General features: G+C 72.8%; 12 protein-coding genes. 3 read left to right on the top strand and 9 right to left on the bottom strand.

Going from position 1 to position 16,544, the window contains the following annotated elements; translation table 11 throughout:
• The 5 genes from Q9250_RS08455 to Q9250_RS08435 all read right to left on the bottom strand — a co-directional run bounded on the left by Q9250_RS08455 (nucleotide 1) and on the right by Q9250_RS08435 (nucleotide 7,765).
• Entirely contained in the window at nucleotides 1-753 is a 753-nt protein-coding gene (locus tag Q9250_RS08455; RefSeq protein WP_306231424.1) for a DUF4194 domain-containing protein, read from the bottom strand.
• Nucleotides 750-2,204: a DUF3375 domain-containing protein gene (locus tag Q9250_RS08450; protein WP_306231423.1), complete on the bottom strand. Its 1,455-nt coding sequence runs from the start codon at nucleotides 2,202-2,204 to the stop codon at nucleotides 750-752. Before Q9250_RS08450 ends, Q9250_RS08455 begins: the two co-directional genes overlap by 4 nt.
• A gap of 614 nt (nucleotides 2,205-2,818) precedes the next feature.
• On the bottom strand, nucleotides 2,819-3,811 hold the full coding sequence (locus Q9250_RS08445; protein ID WP_306231422.1) for an NAD-dependent epimerase/dehydratase family protein: 993 nt from the start codon (nucleotides 3,809-3,811) through the stop codon (nucleotides 2,819-2,821).
• Nucleotides 3,812-3,836: 25 nt separating this feature from the next.
• Nucleotides 3,837-6,662: an alpha/beta fold hydrolase gene (locus Q9250_RS08440; RefSeq protein WP_306233961.1), complete on the bottom strand. Its 2,826-nt coding sequence runs from the start codon at nucleotides 6,660-6,662 to the stop codon at nucleotides 3,837-3,839.
• A gap of 80 nt (nucleotides 6,663-6,742) precedes the next feature.
• Complete coding sequence (locus tag Q9250_RS08435; protein ID WP_306231421.1) at nucleotides 6,743-7,765, bottom strand: 3-oxoacyl-ACP synthase III; 1,023 nt, start codon at nucleotides 7,763-7,765, stop codon at nucleotides 6,743-6,745.
• Nucleotides 7,766-7,956: 191 nt separating this feature from the next.
• On the opposite strand from Q9250_RS08435, the gene Q9250_RS08430 reads away from it, so the two are divergent.
• Nucleotides 7,957-9,150: a cytochrome P450 gene (locus tag Q9250_RS08430; protein WP_306231420.1), complete on the top strand. Its 1,194-nt coding sequence runs from the start codon at nucleotides 7,957-7,959 to the stop codon at nucleotides 9,148-9,150.
• Here the strand turns inward: Q9250_RS08430 and Q9250_RS08425 are convergent.
• Entirely contained in the window at nucleotides 9,134-10,054 is a 921-nt protein-coding gene (locus Q9250_RS08425) for a LysR family transcriptional regulator (protein WP_306231419.1), read from the bottom strand. The two genes, Q9250_RS08430 and Q9250_RS08425, sit on opposite strands and share 17 nt — an antisense overlap.
• Nucleotides 10,055-10,178: 124 nt before the next feature.
• Between Q9250_RS08425 and Q9250_RS08420 the strand changes: the two genes are divergently transcribed.
• Nucleotides 10,179-11,339, top strand: a complete 1,161-nt coding sequence (locus tag Q9250_RS08420) for an iron-containing alcohol dehydrogenase (protein WP_306231418.1) — start codon at nucleotides 10,179-10,181, stop codon at nucleotides 11,337-11,339.
• Nucleotides 11,340-11,434: 95 nt separating this feature from the next.
• Nucleotides 11,435-12,943: a CoA-acylating methylmalonate-semialdehyde dehydrogenase gene (locus tag Q9250_RS08415; RefSeq protein ID WP_306231417.1), complete on the top strand. Its 1,509-nt coding sequence runs from the start codon at nucleotides 11,435-11,437 to the stop codon at nucleotides 12,941-12,943.
• A gap of 441 nt (nucleotides 12,944-13,384) precedes the next feature.
• Here the strand turns inward: Q9250_RS08415 and Q9250_RS08410 are convergent, their stop codons facing one another.
• The 3 genes from Q9250_RS08410 to tcuA form a co-directional block, all read right to left on the bottom strand.
• Nucleotides 13,385-14,254, bottom strand: coding sequence for a hypothetical protein (locus Q9250_RS08410; RefSeq protein WP_306231416.1), 870 nt, complete (start codon nucleotides 14,252-14,254; stop codon nucleotides 13,385-13,387).
• 86 nt (nucleotides 14,255-14,340) lie between these two features.
• Nucleotides 14,341-14,973: a GntR family transcriptional regulator gene (locus Q9250_RS08405; protein WP_306231415.1), complete on the bottom strand. Its 633-nt coding sequence runs from the start codon at nucleotides 14,971-14,973 to the stop codon at nucleotides 14,341-14,343.
• Nucleotides 14,974-15,061: 88 nt separating this feature from the next.
• Nucleotides 15,062-16,534, bottom strand: coding sequence for an FAD-dependent tricarballylate dehydrogenase TcuA (gene tcuA / locus Q9250_RS08400; protein WP_306231414.1), 1,473 nt, complete (start codon nucleotides 16,532-16,534; stop codon nucleotides 15,062-15,064).
• Nucleotides 16,535-16,544 lie beyond the last annotated feature (10 nt).

Here is a 16,544-nt window from a genome sequence, read left to right as displayed (position 1 = left end):
TCACGGCGTCGGCTCCTCGTCATCCACGTCGTCTTCCGGCGGCTGCGCGTGCCGTCCGGCACGCTCGGCTTCTGCCGCGTCGAGCGCGGCGGCGCCGCCCCGCTCGATCACCGCCTCGTACTCGCGGCGCAGCGCCTGCACGCGGTCGTCGTCGAAGATGAGCCGCAGCGCCGGCGAGATCTCGACCCGATCGTCGGTGCCCGCGCGGTGGATGAGGCCGAGCTTGTTCATCAGCTTGGTCCAGGATGCGTTCATCCGGCGTTCGAAGTCCGCCTCGTCGCGCGCGACCCGGTAGGGCGCGAGCTGCTCGTAGACGTCGCTCCGATCGACGAACACGCGCCGCTCCCCCCGGGCGGCGACCAGGTGCTGGCGCAGCACGAGCAGCATCAGGGTGTCCATGAAGGTGAGCGCCCGGGAGCGCACGGCGAGCGGCACCGGGCGGTCGCCGGCGTCGACCGGGCGCACGAAGGCGATCTCGTCGGTGCGGTCGATCACCAGCTCGAGGAACAGCTCGTGCAGGCGCGAGCGGATCGCGTCGGTGTCGGCGAGCAGCGCGATCCAGAGCCGGCCGCGGTTCGACGCCGACAGGTACGGCCCCTGGATCAGCTCGAGCAGCGCCCGCCGCGAGTCCTCGCGGAGCCGGCCAACGTCTCCCGGCCACAGCGTCGTGGAGCCGGGCGACGCATCCGCCCCGTCGGGTTCGAGCGCCAGGTCGGTCGCGGGCATCTGCTCGCCCGCACGCGTGTCGATCATGTCGGGATCCTCTCGACGAAGCGGTGGCTGCGCACGACGGCGCTGCGGGTGGCGCCGTCGATGCCGGGCCAGACGACGGTCTCGGTCTCGTCGACCGCGACCGTGCCGTGCCGCATCGCCAGGGTCATCAGGCCCACGACGCTCGCGACGCCCTGGGTCGCCGGCCAGTCGGCGAGCAGCTCGGCGACGGTGAGCGGAGCGTCGCCGCGCACGCGCTCGTTGACGACGCCCGTCAGCTCCTCGAAGTCGATCTCGGTGTCGCGCGCGAGCGCCCGCAGCTGCTCGAGGTCGGCGAGGCCGGCCTCGTGGGAGACGACCTGCTGGTCGATGGCGAACTCGGATGGGTCGTGGAAGCTGAGCGCGCCGACGCTCGAGAGCTCGACCGAGGTGAGCGGCAGGTCGAGTCCGCTCGCGTGGAAGGGCTTCAGGTGCGCGGCCGCCTGCAGCGCGGTGGCGAGGGTGGAGCGGATGGCGCGCTGGAGAGCCCGGTCGCGCTGGAAGTCCTGCGACTGCACGTAGCGGCGGAGGCCGCGCGCGAACTCGGCGAGCACGCCGTGGATCTCGTGGCTGCCGAGCTTCAGGGTGCGGAGGAACGTGCGGAGGAAGCGGCGCTCTGCCGTCGTCATCGCGTCGCCGAGGTCGCGGTCGAGCAGGCTCTCGATGTCGGCCTCGAACGCCTCGCTGCGCTCGGCGTCGAGCACGAGCGCCGAGAACGCCGCGAAGGTGAGTCCCTCGTCGGTCTGCTCGATCAGGTCGACGCCGCGGAAGATGTCTTCGAGCACGCTGCGCTGCGACTCGTCGGAGTCGAGCAGGCTGGCCATCAGCTCGTGGTTGAGCTGGTCGAAGCGGAACCGCACGCGCTGGAAGTCGTAGGGCACGTCTTCGGCGAGACGCAGGATCTCGCTGACGCGCTCCTTGGCGCGGCCGGGGTCGAGCGGCTCGAAGCGGCCCTCGCCGATCGCCTGGATCTGCGCGTCGATCACCGCGCGCTCGCGCTCGAGCGCCTCGCGCCGGCGGGTGCCGTCGGGATCGGTCTCGACCGCGAGCCGCTGCACCTGGTCGCGGATGGTCATGAGCCGCGACTCGGTCGCGGTCGCGCGCGGCTGCTCGATCTGCTCGAAGATGCGGATGGCCCGGAGCGCCTCGGGTGACAGCTCGACGGTCTCGGCGCGGGCCTCGGGCGCGGGGCGGCGCACCAGCCACCCGGCGGCCCGCCACGCGGCGGCGTAGGCCTTGCCGGTCTGCGGCAGCGCGAAGTGCGGGCGGAGGGCGTCGAGGTCGGCGTCGACGAGATCGATGAACTCCTCGGCCGGTCTGCGCCGCACCTCGCCGCCGAGGTGCCGGGCAAGGAGCGCGACGATGATCGGCGCGTGCTCGGCGCGCAGCAGCGCGAGCGCCGCGTCGCTGGCGACGAGGCGCTGCAGGCGCAGCGCTGCGCTGACGGCGGTCACGGCAGTTCCTCCACGCGACCATCCTGGCGGATGCCGGTGACGGGGCAGTGTCGTGTCGCGGCACTGCGCGACTGCCCCAGGGCAGTCGCGAACCGGTCAGCATGAGTCGACGGAGATCAGAAGGTGAATTCCTGACTCGTCGAGACCTTGCGGCATCCCGGTTCTTTGCAGGAGAGTCGTCGACCCAACGTGAAGTCTGCTCCCCCGCTCGTGCAATTCCTGCTGCTCGATGGCTCGCCGGACTGACGAGCGTCGGCGGCGGTGCCGAAACGCGGAGTCGTCGCGAAACGCGGGTGGATCATCCGCGTTTCGGTGCGGCTTGGCGGATGCGTCCGCGTTTGGCGACGTTGGGGGCGGGGGCGCGGGCGGCGCGGTGACGTTCTGCCGGCGTGGGCGTGAGTCGGTCGGATCCGCGGCGTGGCTCGGTCGCTCCGCGCCGCGGGCGTGCCGAAACGCGGAGTGGTCGCGAAAAGCGGGGGGTGCATCCGCGTTTCGGTGTGTTTGGCGGATGCGTCCGCGTTTCGTGACGCTGCACGCGGCGGCGGGGCGGCAGCGCTGGCGCGGGCGGTGACGCAGCGCGGGGACGTGCGGTGACGCAGTGCGGGGCGGCGTGGCTAAGCGTAGTGCGCCGCGAGCCGCCGCAGGCCCTCGTCGATCGAGACGGTCGGCGCCCAGTCGAGGGCGGCGCGCGTGGCGCGCTGGTCGAACCAGTGCGCGGTCGAGAGCTGCTCCGCCAGGAAGCGCGTCATCGGCGGCTCGTCGGTGCCCGGGCGGATCGCCCAGAGCCGCTCGACCGCCGAGCCGGCCAACCGGGCGAGGCCGGCGGGCACGCTCCGGTGCGGCGGCTCGACGCCCGCCGCGATGCAGATGCCGGCGAGGATGTCGGCGACCGGCCGCGGCTCGCCGTTCGTGATCACGTAGGCCTTGCCGTGGGCAGCATCCGCCCGATGCAGCGCCGCGACGATGCCGCTCGCAGCGTTGTCGACGTAGGTGGTGTCGATGAGCGCCCGGCCGCCGCTCAGCAGCGGCACGCGGCCGCGGCGGGCGCGCTCGACGATCCGCTCGATCAGCTGCGTGTCGCCCGGCCCCCACACGATGTGCGGCCGCACAGCGAGCACGCGCATCGCCTCGGAGTCGCGCGCGAGCGCGAGCAGCTCGGCCTCCGCCTTCGTCCGGGCGTAGTCACCGCGCGCGTACTCCGGCGACGCCGGCTCGGCGCCGACGCCCGCGAGCGACGAGCCGGTGTGCGCGACCGAGGGCGACGACACCTGCACGAAGCGCGCGACGCCCGCCCGCTCGGCCGCGTCGAGCATCGTGCGCGTGCCCTCCACGTTCACCCGCCGGAAGTCCTCCGGATCGCCCGCGAGCGAGACCTTCGCGGCGAGGTGCACGACGCCCTCGACGGCGCCGCCCTCCAGCGAGCCCCCCTCCCCTGCCATCGCGCGCGCGACGTGCGCGGCGTCGGTGACGGAACCCAGCGCATCCGTCACCCCCGGCACCCGCGAGGGGCGCCGCTGCAGCGCGCGCACGTCGTGGCCGGCGGCGACGAGCTCGGCGGCGACCGCGCGGCCGAGGAACCCGGATGCGCCGGTGACGAGCACTCTCATCGCGGGCTCCCGTCGATGGCCGCGCTCACGGCGCGCCCGGCCGCTGGCCGTCGAGCACGCGCTCGGCCCAGGTCGACAGCCGCGAGCGGTCGATCTTGGAGTTGTGGCGGATGTCTGTGGGCAGCTGGGGCACGACGAGCACGGCCGCCAGCGGCACCCGCGAGCGCCGCCTGGCCGCCGCGGTGAGCTGCGGGTCGGCGAGCCCGGGCCTGCGAGCGCGCCCCGCGTCGCCGGTCGCCGGCTCGATCACGGCGACCGCCTGCCGCAGCCCGTGCGGTCCGATGCCGACGAGGGCAGCGCGGCGCACACCGTCGACCCGCTCGAGATCCTGCTCGGCGCCGACCGGGGCGATGGGCCCTTCGGCGGTCACGATGACGTGCTGGATGCGTCCCTCGATCCAGAGGCGACCCTCGGTGTCGAGGTGGCCGATGTCGCCGGTGCGGTGCCAGCGCGCGCCGTCGGCGGGCGTCTCGCGCGCCGCCGCGCGATCGGTGAGCCACAGCCGGTCGTAGCGCTGCTTGAGGTGCGGCGCCGAGATGACGATCTCGCCCAGCACGCCAGGCTCGGCGCTCGGCTGGCCGGTCGCGCGCCCATCGCCGTCGAGGGCGCTGACGAGCACGCGGTTGGCGCCGATGGGCGTGCCGACGCAGACCCCCGCGTCGGGCGCTGCGGCAGCCGCCCGCACCCCGTCGAGCGTGATGTCGGCGACGAGCAGGCACTCGGTCATCCCGTAGGGGGTGTGCGGGATGGCGCTCGGCATCAGCTCGGCGACCGCGGTGAGCATCGCCTCGCTGATCGGCGCGCCGGTGGAGAGGAAGGTGCGCACGCCCGCGAGTGCCGCGCGATCGTCGGCGGTGAGCGCATCCGCCGTCTCGACCACGTTGAGGATCGCCGCGGGCGACAGGAAGACGATGCCGGCATGCGACTCGCGCACCGCCGCGGCGACCGCGGTCGCGGTGAGCGTGCGCGGCGCCGAGACATCCATGTCGGGCGTCGCCGAGCGGGTGCCGAGCGCCGGGCCGAGCAGCGCGAAGGGGGCGAAGCCGGTCACGAGCCCACTGTCGGGCTCGATCTCGAGGTGGCTGGCGAGCACGTCGCGCAGGGCGCTCAGCTGGCCGTGCCGGTAGGCGACGCCCTTCGCGGGGCCGGTGGAGCCGGAGGTGAACAGGATCGCCGCCTCGTCGTCGGCGCCGGGCTCGGCGGGCAGCGGGGCGCCGCGGCCGAGCGCGGCCACGTCGGCGAGGCTGCAGGCGACCCCGAGCGCCGCCGCCGCGATGCCCGGCAGCCGCTCCGCCGAGATGCGCAAGCCCGGCCACCCGAGCGCCCGCGCGGCGGTGAGGCCGAGCCGCTCGCCGATGACGACGTCGGGCCAGGTGCCGCGCACCGCGCGGGTGAGGCCGCGCAGGCCGAGGCCCGCATCGGCCACCACGACGACCGCGCCGATGCGCAGGCAGGCGTAGAGCACGGCGGTGAGCGTGGGGCCGGGCTTCACGAGCAGCGAGACGCGGTCGCCCTTGCGCACCCCCATCGCGTGCAGGCCGGCGGCGAGCTCGCGCACGCGCGTGTCGAGCTGCCGCCAGCTCACGCGGCGGTGACCGCTCCTGCCGCGCGCGGCCATGTCGATGACGGCGACCGCGTCGTCGGCGGCGCGCTCGTCGAGGCCGCGCCAGAGAGGCACGAAGGGGGCGGATGCGTCGGCTGCGGCAGGCGCGCTCGTCGCCTCGGGTGCGATGGCCTCGAGCGCGACGGCCTCGAGCGCGATGGCCTCGGGCGCGAGGGCCTCGAGCGCGATGGCATCGGGCGCGAGGGCATCGGGCGCCGCCCGCTCGACGCTCGCGCGCGGTCCGCGCTCGCGGCGCGCGACCGCCCGGTCGTCGAGCCAGTCGAGCATTGCCTCGGCATAGGGGCGATCCTCGGCGACCAGATGGCTGGCGCCCTCGAAGCGGTGCACGTCGGCGTGCGGCAGGCGGTCGACGAGGTCGTCGAGGTAGCGGTCGCCGAAGACCGGGTCGTTCGGCCCCCACAGCATGAGCGCCGGCACCGCGAGCGCGGCGACGCCGTCGCTGATGCGCGTCAGCTCGGCGAAGCTCTCGTGCCGCGCGTCGACGGGGATGTCGGCGACGAACGCGCCGATGCCGCGGCGCCGCTCGGCCGAGCGGTACGGCGCGCGATACGCATCCCGCACGGCCGGCGGCAGGGCCGGCGAGGCGAGCGCGAGCGTCGTGTCGAGGAAGCCGGTCGTCGCGACCGTCGAGGCGCTCAGCACGCCGCGAGCGCCCGCGAGCCGCAGCGGCGCGGGGATCGGCACGCCCTCCGGGTGGTGCACGGCGGTGTTCAGCAGCGCGACGCCCGCCAGCTGCGACGGGTGATCGACGGCCCAGCCGAGCGAGATGACGCCGCCCCAGTCGTGCCCGAGGGTGACGACGGGGCCTTCGAGCGCGGCGCCATCAGCACCGAGCGCATCCGTGAACGCCGTCAGGTCGGCGACCCGCTGCGCCAGCGGGCGGTCGAGCGGCACTCCCTCGGCGCTCCGCTCCGAGAAGCCCATCTCGAGCTGGTCGACGGCGACGACCCGCCACGCCGGCTGCCCGGCTTCCGCGCGCCGCAGCGACTCGGCGGCGATGCTGCGCCAGAGGTACGACCAGGTGGGATTGCCGTGCACCGCGAGGATCGTGCCGGCCAGCCTCTCCGACCCGGGGTGCACGCCCAGGCGACCCAGGGCATCCGCCGTGTCGATGCAGTGCCAGTGGCGCGTGCTGCCCGCGTCGCGGCCGCGGCCGGGCACAGCGACGATGCGGCTCCACGCCGGATCGAGCCCCGGCAGATCGCGCGGCGGCAGCGAGGCGGGGATCGCGGTCGACGGCGGGCCAGCAGGCGCCGGGCCCGCCGACTCCGGCCCAGCAGGCACCGCGCCGCCGGCGGTCGCGCCTGTCACCAGGCGAGCTCCATCATCGCGGTGTTGAGGCCCGAACCCGCGCCCATGAGCAGCACGCGGTCGCCGCGGCGCAGGCCGGCCTGCTCCTCGGCGAGCGTGATGGGGATCGATGCCGGGCCGACGTTGCCGAAGCGGGGGAAGGTCGTGGGCACGCGGGCCGGGTCGAGGCCGGCCGCCTTGATGATGGCGCTCGTGTGCACGGAGGAGACCTGGTGGGTGATGTAGCGATCCATGTCTGACCACCGCCACTCGGGCGCCGCCTCCTTCCAGGCCGAGACGACGAGCTCGAGGCCGCCCTTGAGGAGCGCCTTCGCGTTCGTGTACATGCCCTCGGCGCTGCCGACGCACAGGTCGTGCCACTGGGTGGCGGCGCGGGTGACGCCGCCGAGGATGCGGTGGCCGTCGGGGTGGCGGTCGGCGCGGCCGAGCACGGCGGCGGCGGATCCCGAGCCGAGCGTGAGGGTGGCGAACTCGCTGAGGAAGTCGGCGCGGTCGATGTCGGCCCCGAGCAGCCGCTCGATGGTGTTGACCTGGATGTCGTCGGCGTCCTCGCCGTTGACGACGATCGCGTAGTCGATCTGGCCCGACTCGATCATGCCGGCGGCGAGGCTCATGCCGTTGACGAAGCCGAGGCAGGCGTTGGCGACGTCGAAGTTGATGGCGCTCGACGGCAGGCCCAGCTCGTGGTGCAGCCGCACGGCGACCGAGGGCTCGAGGTGCTTGCGGGTGACGCTCGTGTTGATGAGCAGGCCCACCTGCGAGGCGTCGATGCCGGCGTCGGCGAGCGCGCGGCTGCCGGCGTGCACGGTGGCGGCGTCGGCCGACTCGCCCTCGGCCCAGTTGCGGCGCTCGTCGACGCCCGCGACGCGGCGCAGCAGGCCGCCCTTGAGCTTGAGGCGCGAGAGCGCGCCGCTCAGGCGGTGCTCGATGTCATCGGATGTGGTGACTCGGCTGGGCAGGGCGCTCGCGACGGAGAGCAGGGCGACATTGCTGAAGCGGGTGGTCGCGTTGCCGGTCATGTGCGCTCCGTCGGGAGCCGACGGGTTCGGCTCGCATCTTCGAGCGTAACGAGCGCACCTGTGCGAGGGCGCATGGCTCTCGGTGTGCGCGCCGTCCGGCGACCGGTGCGCCCGAGCCGTGGCAGCGCATCCGCCCCGATCGTGCCGCGCGGATGCTGGCCACCGCCCACGCCCGCCCATAGGCTCCGGTCATGACCGCCTCGCGCTTCCTCGACCTCGCCGACCCGGCCTTCGACGTCACCTCCGAGGTCGTGCATGCGGCGCGCGACGAGAGCTGGTTCGCCGAGACGCCGTACGGCTGGGCGATCCTGCGCTACGAGGAGGGCACGGCGATCCTGAAGGACCGCCGCTTCCGCCAGGGCAACGACAAGTGGCCCGACCAGAACGGCATCCACGACGGGCCGTGGCGCGAGTGGTGGCAGGAGACGCTGCTGAGCATCGACGGCGACGACCACCTGCGGCTGCGGCGGCTGCTCGGCCCGGCCTTCCGCAGCAAGACCATCGAGGCGATGCGGCCGCAGTTCCAGGCGCTGGCGAACGACCTGATCGATCAGTTCGCGGCGCGCGGCACGGTCGAGTTCGTGAGCGAGTTCGCCGAGCCCTACTCGAGCCGGATCCTCTGCCTGCTGCTCGGCCTGCCCGACGAGGAGTGGCCGCAGGTCGCCCACCTGGCCGACGACCTCGGCAAGTCGTTCGGCATCAACGTGAAGCACGACCTGCCGCGCATCGAGGCGGCGCTCGAGCAGCTCACCGAGTACATCGAGCGGGTCATCGTCGACCGCCAGTCGCATCCGCGCGACGACCTCGTGAGCACCCTCATCGCCGCGCACGAGGCGGGGGATGCGTTGAGTCGCCGAGAGCTGTCGGTCGCGCTGGTCTTCCTCGCGTTCGCGGGCATGGAGACGACCCGCAACCAGCTGGGCCTCGCCCTGCAGACGTTCCTCAAGCACCCGGATCAGTGGGCACTGCTCGCCGAGCGACCGGAGCTCGGCTCCCGCGCGGTCGAAGAGGTGATGCGCGTGAACCCGACCGTCACCTGGGTCACCCGCGAGGCGATCGACGACGTCGACCTGAACGGCCTGCTGATCCCCAAGGGCGGCATCGTGCAGGTGCTGTCGCACGCGATCGGCACCGACCCGCTCGCCATGGCCGAGCACGTGCCGTTCGACATCCGCTACGACGACCGGCCCCTGCACGCGGGGTTCGGCGGCGGCGTGCACCACTGCCTCGGCCACTTCGTCGCCCGCACCGACATGAGCGTCGCACTCCCCCTGCTCGCGCAGCGGATGCCAGATGTCGCTGCCGACGGGCCGGGCGAGTGGCTGCCGGTCTCGGGGAACACGGGCCCTGTGCGGTTCCCGCTGCGGTTCACGCCGGAGGGGTAGCCGGCCGAGTCAGCGCGCGCGTCTCCAGGTGCGGGTGCGCCGCCACCAGCGCGTGCAGCGCCGCGGTGATCTCGCGCACGCGCAGCAGCTCGGTGAGGTCGCGCGGCACGACGAGCCAGTAGGTGCGGCGGATCCGCAGCTGCTCCGGCAGCACCCCGACGAGCGAGGGATCGGTCGCGCCGATGTAGGTCGGCAGCAGCGCGACGCCGAGGCCCGCCCGCGCGGCGCTGTGGTGTCCGGTGATGTTGTTGGTCTGCAGCCGCGCTCGGGCCCGCGGCAGCAGCTCCTCGAGGATCCGCAGCGGCGCCACGTCGAGCAGCGCATCCACGTACCAGATGAGGTCGTGGTCGTCTCGGAGCGCCTCGAGCGACGCGGGCGCGCCGTGTCGCTCGAGGTAGTCGCGGCTGGCGTAGAACCGCAGCTCGTAGTCGGCCAGGTGCGCGACGGCGGCCGCGCGCGGCGCCGGCCGCTCGAGCGTCACCGCCACGTCGAAGTCACGCGCGGTGATGAGGTCGTGACTGGTGGCGGTGATGAGCTCGAGCCCGAGCCCCGGGTGCGCCTCGATGAGCGGCCGCAGCCCCGGCATCAGCACGTTCGCGCCGAACCCGTCGGGCGCCAGGATCCGGGCGGTGCCGCTCAGCACGCCCGGTCGCGATACGACCGCCTCGAGCGCGCGCGACACGCTCGACTCGATGGCCTCCGCGTGCGGCAGCAGCAGCCGCCCCGGCTCGGTGATGCGCCAGCCCTGCGGCGTGCGGTCGAACATCCGCACGCCCAGCTCCTGCTCGAGCCGGCTGATGCGGCGCGAGACGGTCGTCTCGTCGACCTGCAGGTGCGCGGCGGCATCGCGCAGCCGGCCGGCTCGGGCGACTTCGAGCAGGTAGCGCAGGTTCTCGGCGTCCATCACTCCATTCTGCACTTCTGCAGTCGACACTGCGCGAATGGCGGTTGCGCCCTGCATCGATGCGCCCGATGCTGGTGGCATCCCCCCTCCCCGAGACTCGGGCTGACACGAAGGCGTGCCACTGGTGAGCTACGACATCCAGACCCCTCCCGTCCTGCGCTTCGGTGCGGGCTCCGTCGACGGCATCGGCGAGCTGCTCGCCGCGCAGGGCGCCAGCCAGCCGCTGGTCGTCACCGACCGCTTCCTCGTCTCCGTCGGCGTCGCCGGCCGGGTGGCGGATGCGCTCCGCCGCGCAGGCGCGCACGTCGCGGTCTTCGACGGCACCATCCCCGACCCCACGAGCGACTCGCTCGAGGCGGGCCTCGCCGCGATCCGCGCGCACGACGCCGACAGCATCGTCGCGCTCGGCGGCGGCAGCCCCATCGACACCGCGAAGGCGCTCTCGGCGCTGGCGGTGCGGGGCGGCGGCATGCGCGAGCTGAAGGCGCCGTTCCAGTTCGTCGGCCCGGCGCTGCCGGTCGTGGCCGTGCCCACCACTGCCGGCACGGGCTCCGAGGTGACGCAGTTCACGATCATCACCGACAGCGCGACGAACGAGAAGATGCTCTGCGCCGGCCCCGGCTACCTCGCCAAGGCAGCCGTGATCGACTACGAGCTCACCGTCTCGATGCCGCCGCGCCTCACCGCCGACACCGGCATCGACGCGCTCACGCACGCGATCGAGGCCTACGTCAGCCGCAAGGCCAACCCGGTCTCCGACACCTACGCGCTCGCCGCGATCGAGCGCATCGGGCGCTTCCTCCGCCGCGCCTACGCCGACGGCACCGATGTCGAGGCGCGCGAGCAGATGATGCTCGCGTCGACGCTCGCGGGGCTCGCGTTCTCGAACGCATCCGTCGCCCTCGTGCACGGCATGAGCCGCCCGCTCGGCGGCCACTTCGGCATCGCGCACGGCATGGCCAACGCGATGCTGTTCGCCGAGCTCACCGCCTTCTCGGTCGAGGCCGCGATCGAGCGCTACGCGACCTGCGCGCGCACGCTGGGCGTCGCCGACGCCTCGCACAGCGATGCCGACGCGGCCGAGCGGCTCGTGGCCGAGCTGCGGCTGCTGGCGGGGGAGCTCGAGGTGCCGACGCCCGCCGGGCGCGGCATCGAGCGCGCCGCCTGGGATGCGCTCGTGCCCGTCATGGCGCAGCAGGCGCTCGCCTCGGGCTCGCCGAGCAATAACCCCCGCGTGCCGACCGCCGAGCAGGTCGAGCAGCTCTACCAGGCGATCTACGCCTGACCCCGTCCGCCGGCTGCGCCGCCGCGCCGCTGGCGCCGGGCGCACCGCAACCCCAGTACGCAGTACGACGCAATCCATCGCAACGAGGAGCATCCATGACGATCACCGAGACCCGCGCGGTCGAGACCATCCCCCACTTCATCGCCGGTGCCCGTACGGCCGGCTCGGGCCGCACCGCCCCGGTCTACAACCCGGCGCTGGGCACCGTCGCCCGTGAGGTGGCGCTCGCCTCGGCCGACGAGGTCGCCGAGGCGATCGCGGCGGCGAAGGCGGCGTTCCCGGCCTGGCGCGACCTGTCGATCGCGAAGCGGCAGGCGATCATGTTCCGCTTCCGCGAGCTGATCGTCAGCCGCAAGGACGACCTGGCCCGCATCATCACCGCCGAGCACGGCAAGGTTCATTCGGATGCGCTGGGCGAGATCGCGCGCGCGATCGAGGTCGTCGAGCTCGCGACCGCGTTCCCGCTGCTGACGAAGGGCGAGTACTCCGAGAACGTCTCGACCAGCGTCGACGTCTACTCGCTGCGGCAGCCGCTCGGCGTCGTGGGCATCATCAGCCCGTTCAACTTCCCGGCGATGGTGCCGCTGTGGTTCGCGCCGATCGCGCTGGCGGCGGGCAACGCCGTGGTGCTGAAGCCGTCCGAGAAGGACCCCTCGGCGGCAGTGTTCATCGCCGAGCTCTACCAGGAGGCGGGCCTGCCCGACGGCGTGCTCACCGTCGTGCACGGCGACAAGGAGGCGGTGGATGTGCTCCTCACCCACGAGGACGTCGCCGCCGTCTCGTTCGTGGGCTCGACGCCGATCGCGCAGTACGTCTACGAGACGGGCTCGAAGCACGGCAAGCGCGTGCAGGCGCTCGGCGGCGCGAAGAACCACATGCTGGTGCTGCCGGATGCCGACCTCGATGTGACGGCCGACGCCGCGGTGAACGCCGGCTTCGGCTCGGCGGGCGAGCGCTGCATGGCCATCTCGGTCGTCGTCGCGGTGGAGTCGATCGCCGACGAGCTGCAGGCGAAGATCGCCGAGCGCATGGCGACGATCCGCACCGGCGACGGCACGCGCGACAACGACATGGGCCCGCTCATCTCGGGCGCTCACCGCGACAAGGTGGTCGGCTACATCGCCACGGCCGAGGCAGACGGCGCGGAAGTCGTGGTCGACGGCCGCGACCCGGAGGTGGATGGCGACCCGAACGGCTTCTGGGTGAAGCCGACGCTGCTCGACAAGCTGCCGACGAGCTCGGCCGCCTACCAGGAGGAGATCTTCGGACCGGTGCTGTCGATCGTGCGCGTCGCCTCCTATGAGGAGGGCCTGGAGCTGATCAACGCGAACCCGTTCGGCAACGGCACCGCGATCTTCACGAACGACGGCGGCGCGGCGCGGCGCTTCCAGAACGAGGTGCAGGTGGGCATGGTCGGCGTCAACGTGCCGATCCCGGTGCCGGTCGGCTACCACTCGTTCGGCGGCTGGAAGCAGTCGGCGTTCGGCCAGGGCAAGGCCTACGGCAAGCACGCCTTCGACTTCTACTCGCGCGAGAAGGTCGTCACGAGCCGCTGGCTCGACCCGAGCCACGGTGGACTGAACCTCGGGTTCCCGAGCAACTGACGCCGACCGACGACGGCGCCGCCCCTTTGGGTCGCGCCGTCGTCGCGGTCTCGGGCCGCAGGGCCGTGGCGGTTTCCGCTGCGGTTCACGCCGGAGCGGTGAACCGTCCGATCGTGGTGGCGACGGCCGCACGAGCCAGCACCTAGAGGATCGCTGCCATGAGCTCGAGTCCCGGGGCGCCTTCGAAGTGCCGCTGGTTGCCGGTGAGCAGGGGTAGACCCTTCGCGATGGCGCACGCCGCTATCCACCTGTCGCCGACTTGAGCCGGCGCCTTACGCTCAAGAGCTCAGCTCGGGTCTGGAAGGCGATGAGCACCCGATGACCGACAAGGCTCGCTTCCCACGCAGCAACCGGGTACTGCTGCTTCGTGACCGTCTCCCTGGGCGTCACGTACAGCGCGCTGAACACGTCCGTGTCCAACAATGCCGCGCGCAACGCCACTCAGCGTCCGATCGCTTGCAAGAACGCCTCTGCCTCTTGCGGTGCGAGGCCGGGCAGGCCGCCTGGCTCCGGGCCAGGCGCGCTAGCGAGAATCGACTCGAGCGAAGCCGGCGCCCTCGCGCCCGCCGTCGCGGCGAGGCCCACGGCCGGCTCGATGACTGCCTCCTGAATCTGCGCGAGCCTGCCTCTCGCGTCGAGGCCCGGAACTCCGACGACCGCAACGTAGGAGCCGATCAGTCCTCCGACGTGATCCGCGTTGACCACATTGGGCAGAGCGACCTTGTTGCCGACGTCGTCGGTCACCTGCAGCCGTTGCGTGTCCAGGTTGACCATGCGCAACTGGCCGACGAACGTCACGGTGTCAGGAGCCTGGTCCGTGCTGCGAGGACGCCAGGTCTCCCTGTGCGTCGCAGCCGTGGAGAACTTGGCACTCACCCTCCCCGCGACGAGGAACTCCACCTTCGGCGCCGCCTTCTCCAGCGCGGATCGCAGCTCACCGGCAGCGAGGGCCACTGTGTCAGTCACCCAATCGGGACGTTCGTCAAGCGCGATCGAGTCGACGATCGCCTCGAACTTCTCATCGAACGCTCGCTCCTCGTCCAGGTCGAAGGCGAGCGCGTCGTCGTCCTCGGATCGGCGCACCAAGACACGGGTGCTCCCGGGCGCGAGCCCGATCGTGAGCCTCGCCACGCGCTGGGTCCGAGCCGAAGGGCGCCCGATCGGCTCGGCCTCGGTCTCTGAGCGGCTCAGCTTGGTCGCCAGCTCCTTGAGGCTCTGCGCGATGGCGATGAGCTGATCCGCCTCGAGCTCGCCGGAAGGCGCGGCTCCGTCAACCAGACGGAATTCGAACTGTGTCGTGATCGGGATCACCCCCACCTGGTCCTGTGCGCATCGGCCATGCTCGCACTTCCGACCCACACCGCGTGCCTGCCCACCATAACTTGTGGACGACCGCCTCACCGCGCCGCCGGCGCCTCCGAGTACATCCGCATCCGCACCTCGCGCGCGGCTGTCATGTGCGACTCCGCGATCTCGCGGGCCCGCAGCCCGTCGCGCGCGTCGATGGCGGCCAGCAGCTGCTCGTGCTCCTCGAGCACGGCCGCCCAGCGGTCGTCGCCCTCGAGCGTCGTGGTCGGGTAGCGCACGAGGTGCACGTTGAGCCGCTGCAGCAGGTCGACGAGGGTGGCCGAGTGGCTGGCGGCCCAGATGGTCTCGTGGAACTGCCGGTTCGCGGCTGCGCGAGCGCGCGCATCCGACCCCGTGCTCGCCATCGCCTCCTGCGCCGCGCGCAGCCTGCGCCGATCGAGCTCGGTCGCCCGCTCGGCCGCGGCCCGTGCGGCCGCCCCCTCGAGCGTGATGCGCACGTCGTAGATGTCGATGATCTCCTCGGGGCTCGTCTCGCGCACCTGCACGCCGCGCGGCAGCCGCTCGACGAGCGCCTCGATCTCGAGCCGGTGCAGCGCCTCGCGCACGGGGGTGCGGGAAGTGCCGAACTCGGCGGCGAGCCGGTTCTCGGAGAGCGCCTCGCCGGGCTTGATGCGCCCGTCGACGATCGCCTGCCGGATCTCGTCGTACACACTGGTCGCCATCTGCGCACCACCTCCGCTGCCGAATCTACCGGGATGCGTTCGCGCCGGCCCTGGCGAACCTGCCGGGCCGGCGCGACGCGCGACGAGCTCAGGCGATCGAGCCCGCCCGGCGCCCGAACACCATACCGGCAGCGAGCCCCGAGCCGCCCGGGTAGTTGCCCGAGAACAGCCCACCGAGCATCTCGCCGCACGCGAGCAGGCCGGGGATCGGCGCGCCCGACTCGTCGAGCACACGCCCGTCGAGGTCGCCCTTGACCCCGCCGAACGTGAACGTGATGCCGCACGTGACCGGGTAGGCGTAGAACGGCCCGGTCTCGATGGGTGACGCCCAGTGCGACTTCGGCGGCTGCACGTCGGCCCGGCGACCGTCCTTGACGGTCGGGTCGAACGTGGTCGAGCGGTCGATGGATGCGTTGAACGCGTCGATCTCGGAGGTGAGCGACGCGCGGTCGACACCCATCGCATCCGCCAGCTCGTCGAGCGTGTCGGCCTGGTGCACGCCGATGCCCGGCATGTCGTACTCCTCGGTGCGGAGCATCGGGCGCAGCGTCGCATCGAAGATCTGCCAGGCGATCGAGCCCGGCTGCTTGAGGATCTCGCGGCCGTACTTCGCGTAGGTGTAGTTGCGGAAGTCGGCGCCCTCGTCGAGGAACCGCTGCCCGTCGCGGTTGACGATGATGCCGAGCGGGTAGCTCTGGCGCGTCAGCCGGTTGGTGAGCTCGCGGTTCGACTCGTTGTGCTCGGCGCCGGCGTCCCACTGCACCGAGTGGCAGGTCGACCAGTCGCCGCCCTTCGCCGCGCCGATCTCGAGCGCCGCCGAGAGCATGTCGCCGACGTTGTAGGGGGTGCCGCGCACCTTCGCGTTCGCCCAGCCCTGCCCGAGGTGCTCCTCGCGCCAATCGGGGCTCGACTCGAAGCCGCCGGCGGCGAGGATCACGCTCTCGGCGCGCAGCTCGTGCTCGGCGCCGTCGTCGTCGGTGGCGCTCACGCCCACGACGCGGCCGCCCTCGACGATCAGCGAGCGGGCGCGAATGCCGTAGCGCACCTCGGTGCCGAGCCGCTCGGCGACCGCGGTGTGGTCGGCGATCAGTCCCTCGCCACCGCCGACGTTGCCGACGTGCAGGCCGCCCCAGAAGAGGTAGGTGCCGTCGGGGCGGTCGTATGCCTGCCGCTCGTACATGAGTCGGTACTTCAGGCCCAGCCCGCTCAGCCAGCGCACCGCATCCGCCGTCTCGGTCACCAGCACCTGCGCCATGTCGCGGTCGGTCTTGCCGTCGGTGACCTTGATCAGGTCGGCGAGGTACTCCTCCGACGAGTAGGCGGGCACCTCGGTGACCGCGTGGCGGTCGTCGTGCTCGACGATGTCGCGCAGGTCGTCGAGGCCGGCGTGGTTCATGCGCGTGGCACCGGCGGTGTAGAAGCTGTTGCCGCCGGCCATGTCGCGCTGGCCGCGCTCGAGCAGCAGCACCCTGCGGCCCCGCTCGGCTGCGGCGTGCGCGGCCGCGAAGCCCGCGTTGCCGCCGCCGACGACGAGCACGTCGTAGCTGGTGGGAGTGGTCATGTCTGGGTCC

It is taken from the genome of Agrococcus beijingensis (genome assembly GCF_030758955.1).
GTDB lineage: Bacteria > Actinomycetota > Actinomycetes > Actinomycetales > Microbacteriaceae > Agrococcus > Agrococcus beijingensis.
This window is presented reverse-complemented; position numbering and strand designations above follow the sequence as displayed.

Bases quoted from the DNA above. Each gene is read 5' to 3' on its own strand.
- Q9250_RS08455 (WP_306231424.1), bottom strand. From the start codon at position 753: ATGATCGACACGCGTGCGGGCGAGCAGATGCCCGCGACCGACCTGGCG.
- Q9250_RS08445 (WP_306231422.1), bottom strand. From the start codon at position 3,811: ATGAGAGTGCTCGTCACCGGCGCATCCGGGTTCCTCGGCCGCGCGGTC.
- Q9250_RS08435 (WP_306231421.1), bottom strand. From the start codon at position 7,765: ATGACCGGCAACGCGACCACCCGCTTCAGCAATGTCGCCCTGCTCTCC.
- Q9250_RS08430 (WP_306231420.1), top strand. From the start codon at position 7,957: ATGACCGCCTCGCGCTTCCTCGACCTCGCCGACCCGGCCTTCGACGTC.
- Q9250_RS08425 (WP_306231419.1), bottom strand. From the start codon at position 10,054: ATGGACGCCGAGAACCTGCGCTACCTGCTCGAAGTCGCCCGAGCCGGC.
- Q9250_RS08415 (WP_306231417.1), top strand. From the start codon at position 11,435: ATGACGATCACCGAGACCCGCGCGGTCGAGACCATCCCCCACTTCATC.
- Q9250_RS08405 (WP_306231415.1), bottom strand. From the start codon at position 14,973: ATGGCGACCAGTGTGTACGACGAGATCCGGCAGGCGATCGTCGACGGG.
- tcuA (WP_306231414.1), bottom strand. From the start codon at position 16,534: ATGACCACTCCCACCAGCTACGACGTGCTCGTCGTCGGCGGCGGCAAC.